This is a genomic window from Mycobacterium bulgaricum, assembly GCF_041287165.2.
GTDB lineage: Bacteria > Actinomycetota > Actinomycetes > Mycobacteriales > Mycobacteriaceae > Mycobacterium > Mycobacterium bulgaricum.
Window position 1 is genome coordinate 243058 of sequence record NZ_JBGGKV020000003.1, and the last position, 15354, is coordinate 258411.

Annotated in this window: 14 protein-coding genes and 3 pseudogenes; 9 read left to right on the forward strand and 8 right to left on the reverse strand. The window is 65.0% G+C overall.

Annotated features, from left to right (window positions below):
- Positions 1-68: 68 nt before the first annotated feature.
- Together ACAG24_RS12110 and ACAG24_RS12115 are read right to left on the reverse strand one after the other, a co-directional pair.
- Positions 69-1076: an NAD-dependent epimerase/dehydratase family protein gene (locus ACAG24_RS12110; RefSeq protein WP_370473307.1), complete on the reverse strand. Its 1008-nt coding sequence runs from the start codon at positions 1074-1076 to the stop codon at positions 69-71.
- Positions 1077-1082: 6 nt separating this feature from the next.
- Positions 1083-1883: a DUF5718 family protein gene (locus ACAG24_RS12115; RefSeq protein ID WP_370473308.1), complete on the reverse strand. Its 801-nt coding sequence runs from the start codon at positions 1881-1883 to the stop codon at positions 1083-1085.
- Positions 1884-1991: 108 nt separating this feature from the next.
- Here ACAG24_RS12115 and ACAG24_RS12120 point away from each other — a divergent pair, with 108 nt between their 5' ends.
- Positions 1992-3059 (forward strand): AI-2E family transporter, encoded by a 1068-nt coding sequence (locus ACAG24_RS12120; RefSeq protein ID WP_370473309.1) that lies wholly within the window; start codon positions 1992-1994, stop codon positions 3057-3059.
- Between the two features lie 30 nt (positions 3060-3089).
- Complete coding sequence (locus ACAG24_RS12125) at positions 3090-3224, forward strand: hypothetical protein (protein ID WP_370473310.1); 135 nt, start codon at positions 3090-3092, stop codon at positions 3222-3224.
- Between the two features lies 1 nt (position 3225).
- On the opposite strand, the gene ACAG24_RS12130 is transcribed toward ACAG24_RS12125, so the two are convergent.
- The 3 genes and pseudogenes from ACAG24_RS12130 to ACAG24_RS12140 all read right to left on the reverse strand — a co-directional run bounded on the left by ACAG24_RS12130 (position 3226) and on the right by ACAG24_RS12140 (position 4322).
- On the reverse strand, positions 3226-3510 hold the full coding sequence (locus ACAG24_RS12130; RefSeq protein WP_370473311.1) for a DUF3618 domain-containing protein: 285 nt from the start codon (positions 3508-3510) through the stop codon (positions 3226-3228).
- Positions 3494-3898: pseudogene (locus ACAG24_RS12135) on the reverse strand (phage holin family protein). Before ACAG24_RS12135 ends, ACAG24_RS12130 begins: the two are co-directional and overlap by 17 nt.
- Before the next feature lie 124 nt (positions 3899-4022).
- Positions 4023-4322 (reverse strand): hypothetical protein, encoded by a 300-nt coding sequence (locus tag ACAG24_RS12140; protein WP_370473312.1) that lies wholly within the window; start codon positions 4320-4322, stop codon positions 4023-4025.
- 229 nt (positions 4323-4551) lie between these two features.
- On the opposite strand from ACAG24_RS12140, the pseudogene ACAG24_RS12145 reads away from it, so the two are divergent.
- Positions 4552-5862, forward strand: a pseudogene (locus tag ACAG24_RS12145) (DUF2252 domain-containing protein).
- Between the two features lie 94 nt (positions 5863-5956).
- The gene (locus ACAG24_RS12150) at positions 5957-6211 is read left to right on the forward strand and encodes a DUF6480 family protein (RefSeq protein WP_370473509.1); all 255 of its coding nucleotides are present in this window, start codon (positions 5957-5959) and stop codon (positions 6209-6211) included.
- Between the two features lie 1490 nt (positions 6212-7701).
- Here ACAG24_RS12150 and ACAG24_RS12155 read toward each other — a convergent pair.
- A complete protein-coding gene (locus tag ACAG24_RS12155) occupies positions 7702-8346 on the reverse strand; it encodes a winged helix-turn-helix transcriptional regulator (RefSeq protein ID WP_370473510.1) in 645 nt (214 codons plus the stop codon).
- A gap of 70 nt (positions 8347-8416) precedes the next feature.
- On the opposite strand from ACAG24_RS12155, the gene ACAG24_RS12160 reads away from it, so the two are divergent.
- Entirely contained in the window at positions 8417-9316 is a 900-nt protein-coding gene (locus tag ACAG24_RS12160; protein ID WP_370473313.1) for an alpha/beta fold hydrolase, read from the forward strand.
- A gap of 30 nt (positions 9317-9346) precedes the next feature.
- Here ACAG24_RS12160 and ACAG24_RS12165 read toward each other — a convergent pair whose 3' ends face one another.
- On the reverse strand, positions 9347-10369 hold the full coding sequence (locus ACAG24_RS12165) for a hypothetical protein (protein WP_370473314.1): 1023 nt from the start codon (positions 10367-10369) through the stop codon (positions 9347-9349).
- A gap of 827 nt (positions 10370-11196) precedes the next feature.
- On the reverse strand, positions 11197-12615 hold the full coding sequence (locus tag ACAG24_RS12170; protein WP_370473315.1) for a pyridoxal phosphate-dependent decarboxylase family protein: 1419 nt from the start codon (positions 12613-12615) through the stop codon (positions 11197-11199).
- Positions 12616-12997: 382 nt separating this feature from the next.
- On the opposite strand from ACAG24_RS12170, the gene ACAG24_RS12175 reads away from it, so the two are divergent.
- The 4 genes and pseudogenes from ACAG24_RS12175 to ACAG24_RS12190 all read left to right on the forward strand — a co-directional run bounded on the left by ACAG24_RS12175 (position 12998) and on the right by ACAG24_RS12190 (position 15346).
- Positions 12998-13561, forward strand: a complete 564-nt coding sequence (locus ACAG24_RS12175; RefSeq protein WP_370473511.1) for a LysE/ArgO family amino acid transporter — start codon at positions 12998-13000, stop codon at positions 13559-13561.
- A 37-nt stretch (positions 13562-13598) separates the two neighbouring features.
- On the forward strand, positions 13599-14123 hold the full coding sequence (locus tag ACAG24_RS12180) for a hypothetical protein (protein ID WP_370473316.1): 525 nt from the start codon (positions 13599-13601) through the stop codon (positions 14121-14123).
- A gap of 67 nt (positions 14124-14190) precedes the next feature.
- A pseudogene (locus tag ACAG24_RS12185) lies at positions 14191-14379 on the forward strand (putative sulfate exporter family transporter); the annotation flags it as partial.
- Between the two features lie 13 nt (positions 14380-14392).
- Positions 14393-15346 (forward strand): ABC transporter substrate-binding protein, encoded by a 954-nt coding sequence (locus ACAG24_RS12190; protein ID WP_370473317.1) that lies wholly within the window; start codon positions 14393-14395, stop codon positions 15344-15346.
- Positions 15347-15354 lie beyond the last annotated feature (8 nt).

The window sequence follows — 15354 nt, forward strand, 5'->3', positions numbered from 1 at the left end:
CCACGTCGCGCGGATCGCACGTACTCTATAGCAGGCCGCGCGCTGCGCCGTGGAACACGGAAGCCGCCTCAGCCGGTGGCCTTGGCGCGTTCGAGATAGTTCTCCGCGGCCAGCCTGATGAAGTGTTCGGTGGGTTTCGGTTCCCAGCCGAGTTCGCGGGTGGCCTTGGCGTGGCTGGCGGGCGAGGTGAAGGCCAGCAGGCGGGCGCTCTGCCTGCTGATCGGAATGGTCACGGGCAGAACGGATCCGACCGCATCGGCGAGGGCGGCCATGGCATACACGACCGGCATGGGGATTCCGATCCTCGGCCGGCGAGCGCCGACGGCATCCGCTGCGGTGGTGACCAGTTCACGGTGCGACATGAAGCGCTCGGACGCGATGTAGCGTTCGCCGACCCGGCCGCGGTCGGCGGCACGCAGCATCGCGTCGGCGGCGTCGTCGATGCCCACCACCTCGGCGCCCACGCCGCGCACGTAGAACGGCATCTTGCCCAGTGCGGCCAGCTGCACGAACATTCCCTGCCGGGGTTGCCAGTCGGGCGGGCCGTAGGGGTTCGAGACGTTGACGACGACGGCCGGCACGCCACGCTCGGTCGCGTACGTCAAGACCAGGTCTTCAGCGGCCCGCCTCGACTCGATGTAGCTTCCCGCGCGATCCGCCCAGTTGAACGGGGTGTCCTCGTCCACGGCCTCCCCGTCAGCCCCTACGGCGATGGTTCCGATGGTGCTCAGGAAGACGAACTTCCTCAACCGGGCGGTCGCGGCGACCTCGAGAACCGCGCGCAGCCCTTCCACGTTGGTCGCGAACAGTGGGGCGGGGTCCTTCAATTCTGCTCGGGTGTCGACGATGCAGTAGTAGACGACCTCGCGGTCGGCCATGGCAGCGGCGGCCACCTCAGGATCGAAAGGGTCACCGACCTGACGGTCGACCCCGAAGCCGTCGATTCCCTTGGTGGAGCTCGTCTTTCGCAAGAGCACCCGCACGTCAGCCCCGGCGGTGGCCAGATGCCGGACCACGCACGCTCCGACATTGCCGCTCGCGCCCATCACCAAGGCGCGCTGGCCTGCCACCGACATTCGGGCCTACCGGACGCTCTGGCGCAACTCCGCCGACGCGTCGGAGGCGGTGTCGTACACGCGCACGATCGCGTTGTCGCCCGTCTTCAGGAACGTGGACTCCCCCAGCGGGGTGTACCGCGTGGCCCCGATACCGATCAGCACGTTCTCCGGGTGACCGCTGGCGACCATCAGCGCGCCGACATCCTCAAGGGGTGTGTCCGGCGAGCCCTTCTGGTTCGCCAGTCGCTCCACGATCCAGTCCAAAAGGACCTCGCCGTAATACGAGTAGCCGATCAGGGGACTGTCGACGCCGTACTCGTGCCTTTCGCCGCCGCTGTCGAGATAGCAGACCAGACGCAACGTCGCGGTCGGACCGTCCGGGGTCAGGTCGCTGATGTCGAAGAATTGCCCCGAGACACCTTTGGACTCCGGTCCCCAGTTTTTCTTGACGCTGATCTTGGGGGCGCCGGGACGCCTGATCGAGCAGTCGTTGAACGCGCCGAGCGCGAACGGCTGCAAGGTGACGACGGTGTCACCGTCCCAGACCACCCGGCACGCCAGCCCGACCTCCGGCTCGATCTGCAGGTTGAGGGGACCGTCACTTTCGCCGGGAAGCACGATGGCATCGTTGGACAGCGGGAATTCGCCCAGGAACGTATCCGAGCCGGGCGCGTACCAGGGGAAGATGCCCTTGGGGGCAGCGCCCTCGCTGGCGACGTTGACGAAATCGACCGCCTCGCCCGCCTGTTCGAGGTGGCCCGCGAAATTGCCCGCCACGCCGAAGCCGAACCAGCTGCGCATCTCGCTCAGGGAGATCTCGATCACGTCCAGCAGCGTACGCCTGACCACGTAGCCCCCGGCCACCGACGCACTGTTCGGCTGACGTTCGCCCCGCGGTCAGATAACGCGCAGGAGCAGGGGTATCGGAAGGCCGTGACCATCACTGGTTCGGGAGAGTCGACGCGGGTGCTGCCGCGGGCCGTGCTTCTCATGCTCGGCCTCGCCGCGGGAGTGGTCGTCATCGCGGGCATGAAAGCCTCAGCCGGCATTCTGGGGCCGGCAGTCTTGGCACTCATGCTGGTCATCGCCGTTCATCCGCTGCGAGACTGGTTGCACCGCAGGGGACTTCCCGGATGGGCTACGGTCACCATTGCCTTGACGGTCATCTACGCGATCCTGCTCGGGCTCATCGCAGCGATGGTGGTCTCTGTTGCCCGGTTCGCGACGATACTGCCGCAGTATCAAGGAAAATTCGATGAGTTACTGGGGCAGGCGCGACAGCTTCTCGCCCAGTACGGCGTCGGCGAGCAGCAGGTGCAGAAGGCCCTCAACGTGGACGCCAACCGGGTGTTCAGCGTGGTCGGCGCCGCGCTCGGCAGCACGGTGAGCGTGTTGTCGGCGTTGCTTCTGGTGGCCACTTTGGCGTTGTTCATGGCAGCTGATGCCGCCGGTTACGGCCGCCGGTTGGCCGTCGTGGAACGGGACCGTCCGCAACTGGTGCAGGCGTTACGCACTTTCAGTCACGGCACCCGGCAATACCTTTTGGTGTCAACGGTTTTCGGGCTGATCGTGGCGGCACTCGATGTCATGGCGTTGTGGATCATGGGCATCCCGCTTCCGCTCCTGTGGGGACTGCTGGCCTTCATCACGAACTACATTCCCAACATCGGATTCGTCCTGGGTCTCGTTCCGCCGGCGCTGCTGGGTCTTCTCGAAGGTGGGCCGGTGACGATGCTGATCGTGATCGTCGTCTACAGCGTCATCAACTTCGTCGTCCAGACCGTCATCCAGCCGAAGATCGTCGGCGACACCGCCGGCCTGTCGGTGACCCTGGCCATGGCTTCTCTGATCTTCTGGGGATGGGTGCTCGGCCCGCTCGGGGCCCTTCTGGCCATTCCGCTGACACTGTTGGCGAAGGCGATGCTCGTCGACGCCGATCCGGCGGCGCGGTGGTTCGGCGCGTTCCTCACCAGCAAGGTCCACGACGACAGCGCGGTGTGACGGCTGGTCCACCGGGGTACCCCCGCCGCTATGGACAGGCACGCACGTGAAGACGCCACGAACGATCGCGACCTCGAGCCTCCGGGACCGGCCGATCACGGCCGGGACGGCGGAATGGCGACGCGCGAGATCGCACCGGAAGTCGCCGAACCGGACCAGGATTAGCTCAGCGGCGTCGTCGTCGCCAGATGATCAGGCCGATGCCCAGCGCGGCCGCCACCACCAGTGCCACAGGCACCGCCGGCTGTTGCTTCACGGTGTCGACGGCATCGTGGCCGCGCTGCACAACCGTGTCCTTGGCGTCGTGAATCGCATCCTCCGCGCGGCCCTTGACGTCCAGCTTGTCCGTCAACGCGCCGACAGTTTCGCCGAGCTCTGTCCTCGTTTGCTCGATGTCGGCTTTCAACTCGTCGATGCCGGCATCTGGACGCGGCTCAGGTTCTGACGCCATGGCGTGCTCCCTTGATCTCGACGATGTCGGCCTTCACGCTCTCGACGGATTCAGCCGTCGGAGGAGGAACCTGTTCGGCTTGCTTCTTGCCGAGAAGGGCGGCCACGCCCGCGGCGGCGAACAACACCACCGCGACGATTACTGCTGCTGCCCACACCGGAAGCACGAGGGACAACGCGGCGACGGCGGCGGCAACGAGCGTCATCAATCCAATCACCGCGAGCAATCCCGCCGTACCCACCAGCCCCGCACCGATGCCCGCATGCTTCGCTGATTGCTGAAATTCTTTCTGCGCCTACCGCAGCTCGTCGCGGATGAGTCGCGACGTCTGCTCGGTGAGTTGGCTGACCAACTCGCCGGTCGACGGCTCGGATCTTGGTTCGGTCACGCCGTTCCTCCCATCCCTGTGATGTGGCTTGGATGCCCGCTCCGAACCACTCGAAACGCAGAGCCGGGTAAACGACGAGCGCGGCACCAGGGCCCCGTTGCCCCAGCGCCGCGCCGTAAACCGGTCAGAAGTCAGTGACGGGGCACGTGACCTCGACCATCACGGTGTTGGCCACCTCGCCCTCGGTCGTGTTCGCGACGTCACAGCTTTCCAACGGGGCCGCCCCGTCGTTACCGACGACCTGCACGGACTTGCCTTCACTTTGAAGTCGCGCGATCTCGGCGGCTGCGTTCGGCCCCTCGGAAGCCGTGCCGTCCACCGCAGGAGCAGGCTCCTCGGGGTCGGCGAACGCCGTTGCGGAGAAAGTCAGAGATGCGGCTACTGCGGCCGAACATGCGCCGGCTGCAACAATCAATCGGTTCATGACACACCTTTCTTTCGACGAGAATCAGTGAGGCCGAGACACGCCCGCACTCAGGCGTCCCTGCTCGTGCTGCCGGATTCCCGCGACTGGTCGGATCTAATCCCTGTTGTGCCGCATCCGCAAAAGGGTTCGCACGCAAACCGTTTGCTTGCTCCGAGCTGGCGTCTCGCCATTCGGGGGCCCGCGACCGGGCGGATTCGACGCCCCCCGGGATGGGCATTCTGGGCTGATGAGCGGTACGGACCGGGAGACATTCATCGTCGACAGCCTCGTCGACGCATTCTCCGACCTCATGGCCGCCGACCCCGACGCATTCCGTACCAAATTCCGCAAGATGGCCGCCGATCCGTTCGCGTTCTACCGCGGAAGCGCTTGCCTGTTCTACGCCGACGTTGCCGCCCGTGACGACAGGTGGGCCGACGAGCGCACCAGCCGGGTGTGGATACAGGGCGACCTGCACGCCGAGAACTTCGGCACCTACATGGACGGCGCGGGCGTCCTCATCTTCGACGTCAACGACTTCGACGAGGCCTATGTCGGGCACTTCACCTGGGACCTCATGCGGTTTGCGGCCAGTGTCGCGCTGATGTGTTAGCAGAAGGCCTTTTCCGACGACGTCATCACCGCATTGATTGCGACGTTCATCCGCGCCTATGTCCGACAGGTGCGGTGGTTCGTCGACGTCGACGACGATGCGTCCTTCTCGCTCAATCTGCTGACCGCCCGCGGTGCGGTGCTGACTGCGCTGCAGTCGGCGCGGCTGTCCACCCGCGCCGAGATGCTGAACCACATCACCGTCGTCGATGAGAACGACCGCCGCTTCCGCGAGCTCAGCGGGGTGGTGCGACTCGACGATGCCGAACGGGAGAAGGTCGAGGCCGCGTTCGCGCGCTACCTCGACACCATCCCGACAGCGCAGCGCTTCCGCGGGATCGCCTACGACGTCAAGGATGTCATCTCGAAGACCGGATTCGGCATCGGCAGCGCCGGTCTGCCGTCCTATACGGTTCTGATCGAAGGATTCAACCAGGCGTTGGACAACGACGTCGTGCTGTCGATGAAGCAGGGAAACGTCGCTGCACCGAGCCGCGTCGTCGAGGACCCCGAGGTGCACGCCTACTTCGAGCACCAAGGCCACCGCACGGCGGTGTCCCAACGTGCACTACAGGCACACGCCGACCCCTTGCTCGGCTACACCGACATCGACGGGGTCGGCTTCGTCGTCAGCGAACTCTCGCCGTACGAGGCCGATCTGGATTGGAGCGAGCTCACCGAACCCGATGAGCTCTCCGAAGTCATCGAGCAACTGGGCCAGGCGGTCGCCAAGGTGCACTGCGTCAGCGACGCCGACAGCGACCAGTCGCTCGTCGATTTCCAGACCGAGGAGGCGATCGTGGCGGTCATCGGGGACCGCGAAGACGAATTCGTGACCGATATGGTCGAATTCGCGCTGTCGTACGCCTCGACGGTTCGCGACGATCACCGCCACTTCGTAGAGGCCTTCCGGGAAGGCCGAATGCCAGGTGTGTCTGCCACGTGAACAACCGCCGGCAGTCGTGACCGAACTCTGACGAAACGTCCCGTGGGTGCCGAACGTGTTTGAGAGGTTGCCGGGAGTGGGGAACGGCGAACGTATGACCGCGCTACCTCCCGACCCTGACCCCAGCGACACCACCGGGTTGTCCGAAGGCGGGAGCGTCGAGCCCGGCGACACGCCGCCTGACTCGGGATCGCTGTCCGCGTCGGCAAACCGGGATCCACTACCGGCGCGGCGGTTCACACCGGTATCGATCGCCGGCATGGTCGTCGTCGGACTCGTGTTCGTCCTCTTCCTCACAGTCGCCGTCATCTACGGGTTGCAGGTATTCGGCGTGATGGACCGGTGGTGAGCCGACGCTCACCGGTTCAAGGGCGAAAGGGTTGTCGGACAACGCTGATCGCAGGTAGGCCAGCGTCGCTGTGGGATCCACGTGAGCCGCGTCGAGCCGCAGGAACTCGGAGCGGTCGGCTGCAGCTCTGATGAAGACCACGTCTTCGGTGAGGCCGGTCGCGGGATTGATCGCCGCGGTCCCGACCGACAACGAGATGGCTTTCACATACTTGCCGCGATCTGCGGTGAACACGTCGCGAAAGGTGCGTACGGCGACGGCTGCCACCGCCGTGTTGTAGCGCTTCCGCTGTTCGTTCTCCGTCACCGGGATTTCCCGGATCTCGTCGCCGGCCGCGACGTATTCGTAGGCCTTGATCGCGGGAACCGTGTCGGGCGCGGGGACTGTGAGTTCGACCGTCAGCGTGCCGTCGTCCGGTTTGAAACCGTAATCGTGATCGACGTCGAACGCCTTGGGGTAGACAGAGTTGTTCAGCACCAGCCCGACGTAGTCCTCGACGGCGGTGCGGTCGCCTGCCTCAAGTGCCTCACGGAATTGCTCGAGCAAGGCATTGCTTTCCTCGACGTGCCGCTTCTGGTCAGCACAGAGGCGCTCGTAGTGCGCCATCTCCGCGGCGAGTTCCTCTCGCCGTGCTTTCTCGGCGGCGGCGTGCCGGGACTGCAATGCAGCGTTCTTCTGCGGTAGCGCGCGGTTGACGTAGTACGCCCATTGCGCATGCGCTGCTTGCCATTCCGCACGGGCGGCCTCGACTGCTTGTGCATGGGCCTTGTTGCCGAACATCCTGCTCATGCCGGTGGGTTCCGGCGGCGGGTGGAAGACGGGCTCTGCGGGCGGTCGTTCGAGAGCCGGTGGCGCGATCGGCGAGATCAAATCGACCCGATCGAACGGCGGCGGCTCGTATTTCATCCTCAGACAGTCGATCTCGACAACCTCATCGCCATCGCGGGTGGCCGACAGAATCGAGTCGATCTGGCGGAACGTCTCGGCCGCTTGCACTGTCCGCACCTCCGCCAAGGCGCCCTGCATCTCTCGATGCAGTCTGCGCTCAGCTCCGTCATCACCGTGCACCGCGCGCTCGTGATCGCCGCGCCTCCGCCCCACACGGTGGACGTTACCTTTGAGGGCGTAGGTTCCAAACTGCGTGACATACGCCGGTCGTGTGGCCTGCAGTCTCTCTTGCTTTGCCATGGAGATGGCGGAGGGATTTTGCCATCTAAATGGCGGGAGCCTAGAACCGTACGGTCGTGCAAAGTGTGCCTGGCCCCACCTGGCGGACTTCACGGTCGTTAAGCGTTTCTTCCGGCGAGTCTTGCCCAGAGCCCTCATTCGCGCGCGCGGCAATCTACGCAGGCTCCGCACTGTCAAATCGCCCGACAGTCCAGATCTGAGACACGCGGAATGAGACGAAAAACGAGATACCTCGACCTGGAGCTATGCGGCAGACCGGCGACGCGCTCAGAGCGTCTCAGTTCTCTAAAAACAAGACTCGGTTATGCGCCGCCGCCTGATTCGACCGCGGTGAGGACGCTCCGAAGGGTGGCTTCATCGCCTTCGATGGTGACCATCTCGCGAACTTGATCCAGGTTGAGCATGCCGGAGGCCAGCCCGAGCGTTATGTGAGCGTCGGCGCTGATGATGGCGTCGAGTTCTCGGCCATCGTGGGGCTTTACTTCGACACCTGTCTGCAGCGCATGGACTTGGACCAGGCGTCCGTCAACAGCTATCCCTATGGTCGCCGGCCACTTGGCGGGAACTCGCCCCGCGAAGAGAGCGGGGAGGGCAATGAGAAGCCATTCAGAGCGGAACTGGTCACCTTCAGGCCCGGGAATCATCAGTGGCGTGGACCAACGGACGAGGCCCTCAATCGGACCCCGCAGTTCGGCGCCCCATTGGGTAAGGGCGTACACGATGTGTCCGCCGTCATTGGTTAGGCGGCGCTCGACCACGCCGGCCGATTCGAGGTCGCGTAGCCGATCTGTGAGCAGGTTGGTTGCGATGCCAGGAAGCCCTTCAGCGAGCTGCCGGTAGCGCGCCGGGGCGACGAGAAGCTGACGGATGATCAGGAGATTCCAGCGGTCACCGACGATGTCGAGCGCCCTCGCGAGTCCGCAGTATTGGCCGTAGCTCCGACTCATCTCCACCGTCCGCTTGATATTTTAAATCTGTCTTGATTATATCAACCACATAGTCGGAGAAGGGGTTCTTATGACCGTTGCGGTGAGGCCGGCATGGGTCGACGACACGATGTTCCCGTTCGAAAGCCGCTTCGCGGAGCTGGACGGGAACGTTGTGCACCACATCGACGAGGGCTCAGGGTCAATACTGTTGATGCTGCACAGCAATCCTGTCTGGTCCTTCGTCTACCGCGACGTCATCATCGCTCTGCGAAGCCAGTTTCGCTGTGTCGCACTGGACTTCCCGGGCTTCGGCCTATCTACCGGAGCCCCCGGTTATGGGTACCACGCCATTGACCACGCGGAGTTGCTCGTGTCGTTCCTCGACCATCTTGGTTTGAGCGAGCTGACCTTGGTTGGTCACGGCTGGGGTGGTCCGCTCGGGCTATACGCTGCAGAACAACGCCCGGATTTGTTCAGACGTCTCATTCTGACCAATACCTGGGCGTGGCCGCTCAACGGCGATCTGTTCAGCGAAGTGGCCTCGCGCGGCATGGGCAACCCTGTTGGCCGCGCATTGATGGGGCGATTCAACCCGCTCGTCAACTACTTCATCCCGGCAACGCATAAGCGGCGCAAGGTGACAGACGCCGAGATGGCGCACTACCGCAGCGCGACATCGACGCCGGAACAACAGCGTGCCTCCGCAACACAACCAGCGGACCTTGTGGGCGCGCGGCAGTTTTTCGTCCAGCTAGCGGAACACCTTGCGCCCGTTTCCAAGCTGCCGACCCTGATCATCTGGGGCGACTCAGACCCTATTTTCACCGATAAGTACCGCAAGCGGTTGGAACTCACATTTCCCTACCACTCGACGAGGACGCTGCATCGCGTCGGCCACTACCCGATGTCCGACGCGTCTGAAGAGTTCGTGGCAACGGTCCGCGAGTGGCATCCTTCGAGCAGAGCGCTTAACACTTCTGAGTTTTAGGACAAACGGAATGCGCGAGATTGCGGGCGACTAGGAAGCCTCGCCGCCCGAGTCGTTCCCGTTCGCGTCACCGTCGCCTCCTTCGGTGTCGCCCGCGGGCTCTGACGAGTCCTCGTCCTCTGGCTCTGTGTCGTCGGTGGACTCTTCCTCAGCGGGTGTGGGCTCTGCTCCGATGTCGCCGGCGGGCTCTTCCTTAGCGGGTGTGGGCCCTGTTCCCATGTCGCCGGTGAACTCTTGCTCGCCGGCGGGTGCGGGCTCTTCCGGCTGAGCGGGTTCCTCTTCGCCGGGCACATTGGACGTTGGCAGGTCGAGTTCCTCAGCCACCGGGCCGCTCTCCTCCAGCGCGGCCTCGTCCTGAGTTGGCAACTGCTTCTGCGCCGCAACAGGTTCCGTCGCAGGCTCAGTGGTGAGCATCATGCTTTGCGCCCCGGGACCGGACCACGTGGTGACAGCCGACGATGAGTAAGGCGTGATCGCCCTGCCCATATTCTGGTCCAGGCGGATCAACAAGGTGATCAGGCTTGAACTGTAAGGGCGAGCGAACCTTGGAGTCAGCAGACCGGGAAGGTTGTCGAAGGAGCCGAACGAAGTCCCCGGCACACCGTTGAGCACACCGTCGATGATGCGGGCCGGGATGTTGATGACGGCATTGACTAGCCCGACGACGTCGAAGGTGGTGATCGCCTCGAATACGTCGGTGATCGCGAGACCTGTTGCGGCGATGCCGTTCAACAGTGGGCCGATCGCCGCGCCAAACAGGTTTTCGGGGAGTCCTCCATACACCTCGTAGAGGAAGCCCCCGGTGCTCAGCACGATGCTCCTTAACGGTTGCAGGACGATGCGGGCCACGGAGACGAAGAATTCGTCGGACCTGCCAAACTGCAATGCGGTGACTGCGTCGTCGAACGCCTGCGCATAGTTCTCGACGGTCGCTGCGATGATCGGGAAGGGTTCGCTGAAGTAATCGTCGAGCTGGGCATCCACGTTCGCGAGCGTTGTCTGAAGAACCTGCGGGTAGAGCTGTAGCGGACTCGGGATCGCGGTCAGCTGCACCGCTGGGCTCGCCACCACCGCCGTCGCGGGTGGGGGGCTGATCGGTGTGACGGCGATGACGCTCGCCCCAACCAGTGCCACACCCGCGGTGACATACGGCCTAACGCTTGCAAACATGACCCCCCGCTCGACGGCACCCAGTGCGATTTGCCGGTACGTCTCGCAACCTATAGCTGCTGAGAACATTTGGGCAACTAGGGGAATCCCTTGCAACATGCCGTTCAACACGCCGCCCCGAGAATCTTCGCCAACGAAGCGGAGCTACTTGTATCAAACACGCGCCGCAGGCACCGAATGGCACACCTCCGTCCAGATCGAAAGGGTGGCCCAGATGTGGTCCTTCGCGCGTGCCTCGTCGGTGCCGTGAGCAGGCTGAAGGCGGCGCATCGCGGCCACCGTGGCACGCACTGCCCCGGCGACGTCGTCGACCGGACCGCCAAACCCGAAACAGGGTGCAACATTTCGTGAATTGGCCTGGCAGCATGATTATTACGCATCACCCACGGCATCCTCGACCTTTTGTTACTCCAGGCTGAGCTAGGAGAGGAGAGCGAGCGGTGTTACGCGTCGCCAAACCTATGGCAAGGTCGCTGATCGGAGCGCTATGACGTTGGACCCAAATCGGCAAGGCGCTACAGGGCGATTCCGTACGAGCCAGTGGCCTCGATGTCGCCCGAGGCCTTTCTTCGTTAGCCCATTCCTGACTGGACGCCACGCCTGGAAAGATCCCCGCCGCGATCGCCTCATCTGCGACCGGGGCCTAGGTGGCAGCGGAAATTCACTGGGCCACGTCAGCCATACGGCGCGGCTAAGCCGCAGCTTTGGCCTTACTCCTGCTGAGCTTTCCGCGCCGCCGCCAGCGATTGCCGCAGCGCTTCAACGAGACGGTCGACGTCGTCGTCTGCAGTCGTCCAGTTGGAAAAGGACACGCGTATCGCCGCTCGACCGTGCCATTCGGTTCCCGCGACCCACGCCTCTCCGCTGCGTCGCACGAGTTCAGCTACATGCCAGGTGCGCTCGTCGCTGTCGTCGGCACGGATCAGGACCTGGTTGAGCACCACGTCGTTGCATACGGAAAAGCCGTCGGAGGCTTGCATCGTCTCGGCCAGGCGGCGGGCATGTTCGCAGCAGCGTTCGATCAGTTGTCGCAACCCCTGCCTGCCTAGCGATGCGAATGCTGCGTAGACGGGTACCGCGCGTGCACGCCGGGACATCTCGGGCACCAGGACGCCGGGTTCGCGCTCGGCACTTGTGGGCAGATAGCTGGTGTTGGCGCCTAGTGCGGAGCGGGCAGCTTGGGGATCGGCGACGATGGCCAGGCCGCAGTCGTAGGGGACGTTGAGCCACTTGTGTGCGTCGGTCGACCAGGAATCGGCCAGCTCGACACCTCGGACGTGTGCCGACAGTCGCGGCGATGCGCTAGCCCATAGTCCGAATGCGCCGTCGACGTGAACCCAGCCGCCGTGCTCGTGGGTCGCCGCGACGATCTCTGACATCGGATCGCATGCTCCAGAATTCACGTTGCCGACTTGTGCGCACACGATGGCGGGGTCGGAGTCGGCGGCGAGCGCGTCGGCGAGCGCGTCGGCTCTCATCGCTCCTTGTGCGTCGACTGCTACGCGCTCGACGCGGCGCGATCCAAGACCGATCATCTGCAACGCCTGCAGTACGGAGGGATGGACCTCGTCGCCCACGAGTACGCGAACACGGGGCGCCTGGGCGAGCCCATCGGCCTCAACGTCCCAGCCTTGCCGCGCTAAGAGAACGTGCCGTGCGGAAAGCAACCCGACGACGTTTCCCGCCGTGGCTCCGGTGACGAACCCGACGGCCGCGCGCGGGGGCAGCCCGAGAGCATCGAGAACCCACTGCTCGGTGACGGCATCGATCGCAGCGCCGGCCGGCGACGACATCCGGCTGTACGCGGTCTGGTCCCAGGTCGATACCAGCCAGTCGGCAGCCAGCGCCGCGGGTAGCGTTCCTCCGACGACGAGGCCGAAGTAGCGAGGGCCGGCGCACGCAATGGTTGCCGGACTGAGAGTGGCGGCCAACCGCTCGACTACCGCGACCGCATTCGTACCTTGGTCGGGCAACGGGCCGCTCAGTGCGTCGACGACCTCGTCATAGCTCGTATTCGCGTCGACCGGCCGGTGTGGCAGACCCTGGAGGTATTCGGTCGCCAGTTCCAACGCCCTTGGCAGAGCCGCGTACACGTCGTCGGTTCCAACCGGGGCAGAATGCTGATCCATTGAAACTATCCTCGTTCTCGAGTTCGTGTCGTGCACAGGGGCGCCGTAGGTCGTTGCGGACGCGGTTGCCCTCGGTGCGCCGTCCGGTTGGGCGAGCCGTCAGCGTCGCGATGCACCTCGCGCTGTGAGGTTCGGACATACAAAGGTCATACGATTTGCCATACAGATGGCGGATCCGCCGACTGCCGCCAGCTCAAATGGCAAGCCGCCATCGAGAATGGCAACCTACACCCCCCGAGCAATTCGCTTCCCCAGGTGAGCGTGCTTAAGTTCTGCTAATCCAGCTTCAGAATTATTAGCTGTACTGATTCTGCGGGTTGCCCTTACCGTCGGCGGCGTGAACCCCGCCTATCTCGTCGTGCTCAGTGGCTTCGCCACGACCATGGCGCTCATCGCCGCCATCGGTGCCCAGAATGCCTTCGTCCTGCGTCAGGGGATCCGCGGCGAGCACGTCCTACCCGTCGTCGCGGTGTGCACGGTGTCGGACCTGCTGCTCATCACGGCGGGTATTGCCGGCTTCGGCGCGCTCGTCGCCGCGCACCCCGACATCGTCACCCTGACCACGCTCGGCGGCGCGGCATTCCTCATCGGCTACGGACTCCTGGCGGCCCGCCGCGCGGCCAAACCCGGAACCCTCACCCCCGCCGATGCGGCGCCTGCGCGCCTGACAGCCGTGCTGGCCACCTGCCTGGCACTGACGTTCCTCAATCCGCACGTCTACCTCGACACCGTGATCCTGCTCGGCGCGCTCGCCAACGAGCATCGGGAGAGCAAATGGCTGTTCGGAATCGGAGCGGTCACCGCGAGCGCCGTATGGTTCGCCGCGCTGGGTTTCGGAGCGAAACGGCTCGGCCACCTTTTCGCGTCTCCCCGGACCTGGCGCATCCTCGACGCGGCGATCGCCGTGACGATGATCGGGCTCGGCATCTCGCTGATCGTGCGATAAGTGTCGCGATGTAACGCAAGGCACTAGCCTCGTCGATGTGACAGTCGTGCACCTCGTCAAGCTCGCCGCAGTGAATGCGCTCATCGGTGGAGCCGCTCTGGCCGCCGCAACGCAGGCCGGCGCGCAGCCGGCGGTGCCGTTCGACCCGCCGCCCCCGCCGCCCGCCGCGGCACCGGCGCAACCGCCGACCCCTGTCTTCCAGTACATCCCGATCGCCGAGGGCGCCGCTCCCGGCTCACCGGGTGCAGCGCCGTCCGGTCCTGTCGCACCACCCGCGCCGCCGCCGGCCGGAGCCCCGTACATCCCGCCGGTGCCCAACGCGAACTTCGGCAACACCGGTCAGTTCGACTTCCTGCGGGACCTGTGGAACATGCGCAATTCACCGGAGTTCATGCAGACCGTCGGTCCGGGTCAGATGGACCCGGCAACGTGGGTACCGCCCACCCCCTACGGTGACCCGGCCCTCGCGCCGCCGCCGGCCGCGCCCGGCTCGCCGCCGGTCCCCGCGTCGGCTCCGCCGCCGATCTGGCCGCCGGTGCCGGTGCCCGCACCCGTGCCGTAGCGGAGGTTGCGCTCTAAATTGCGGCGATCGTCAAGACCACCGAGAACGCGCTGTCGGGCAGTTCTAGGAACACTTCCCGAAGTTCGTGCTCGGCTTCATCGCAGCGTCAGCCATCGGAACGCTGTATCTGCAGCACAGCGGTGACAAGGCCCACATCACCACCGTCAACGACCTGCGCACCTGGTCCCTGATCTTCGCCTTCGTGGTCGCGCTCGGACTCGCAGTCGTGTTGTTCGGAAACTTCGAAATCGGCTAGTTACTCTCGCGATGTGATCAGCTCGGTGTCCCGCCGCCGGTTCCTCGGGATGGCGGTGGGTTCGGCGGCATTGCTGACGGCCTGCGGTACCGAGAAACCGGGTGCGGTCGCCGACGACGGTTCCGTCACCGTCACCCACGCGTTCGGCGAGACGAAGATCCCGGCGCCGCCCACCAAGGTCGTCAGCGCGGGACTGACCGACGCCGACGACCTGCTCGCGCTCGGTGTCGTCCCGATCGCGGTGACGGACTGGTTCGGCGCGGAACCGTTCGGGGTGTGGCCGTGGGCGCAGCCCCGGCTCGGCGGCGCGCAACCCGTCGTGCTGTCACTGGCCGACGGCATCCCGATCGACCAGATCGCGGCCCTGGCGCCCGACCTGATCGTGGCCACCGACGCGGGCCTCGATGCGGACACGTACAGCCGGCTGTCGGCCATCGCGCCGACCGTCGCCCAGAGCGGCCGGGCCGCGTTCTTCGAGCCGTGGCGCGATCAAGCGAATACCATCGGGCAGGCGATGTTCCGCCACGACGACATGCAGAAGCTCGTCACCGACGTCGACGCCAAGTTCACCGCGGTCAAAGACGCGAACCCGCAGTTCACCGGCAAGAAGGCGCTGCTGCTGTCCGGAGCGCTGTCCGAGGACAGCGTGCAGGTCAGCGGCCCCGCGTGGCGTCACGAATTCCTCACGCAGATGGGGCTGACCGTCATCGAGACCGAAGAGCCTCTGTTACCACGAGACCGGATGGCAGAGGTCCTGAACGAGGCCGATGTACTGATCTGGACCACCGAGAACGACGCCGAACAGGCTGCGTTGCTCGCCGACCCGACCATCGCCAGTCTGCGGGCGCCCCAGCGCCACGTGTTCACCGGCAAGGAGCTGACGGGCGCCATCGCCTACGCCTCCACGCTGTCCTATCCGGTGGTCGCCGACCGGCTGCCGCCGATGCTGGCAACAGCGCTGACCTGAGGTCTAAT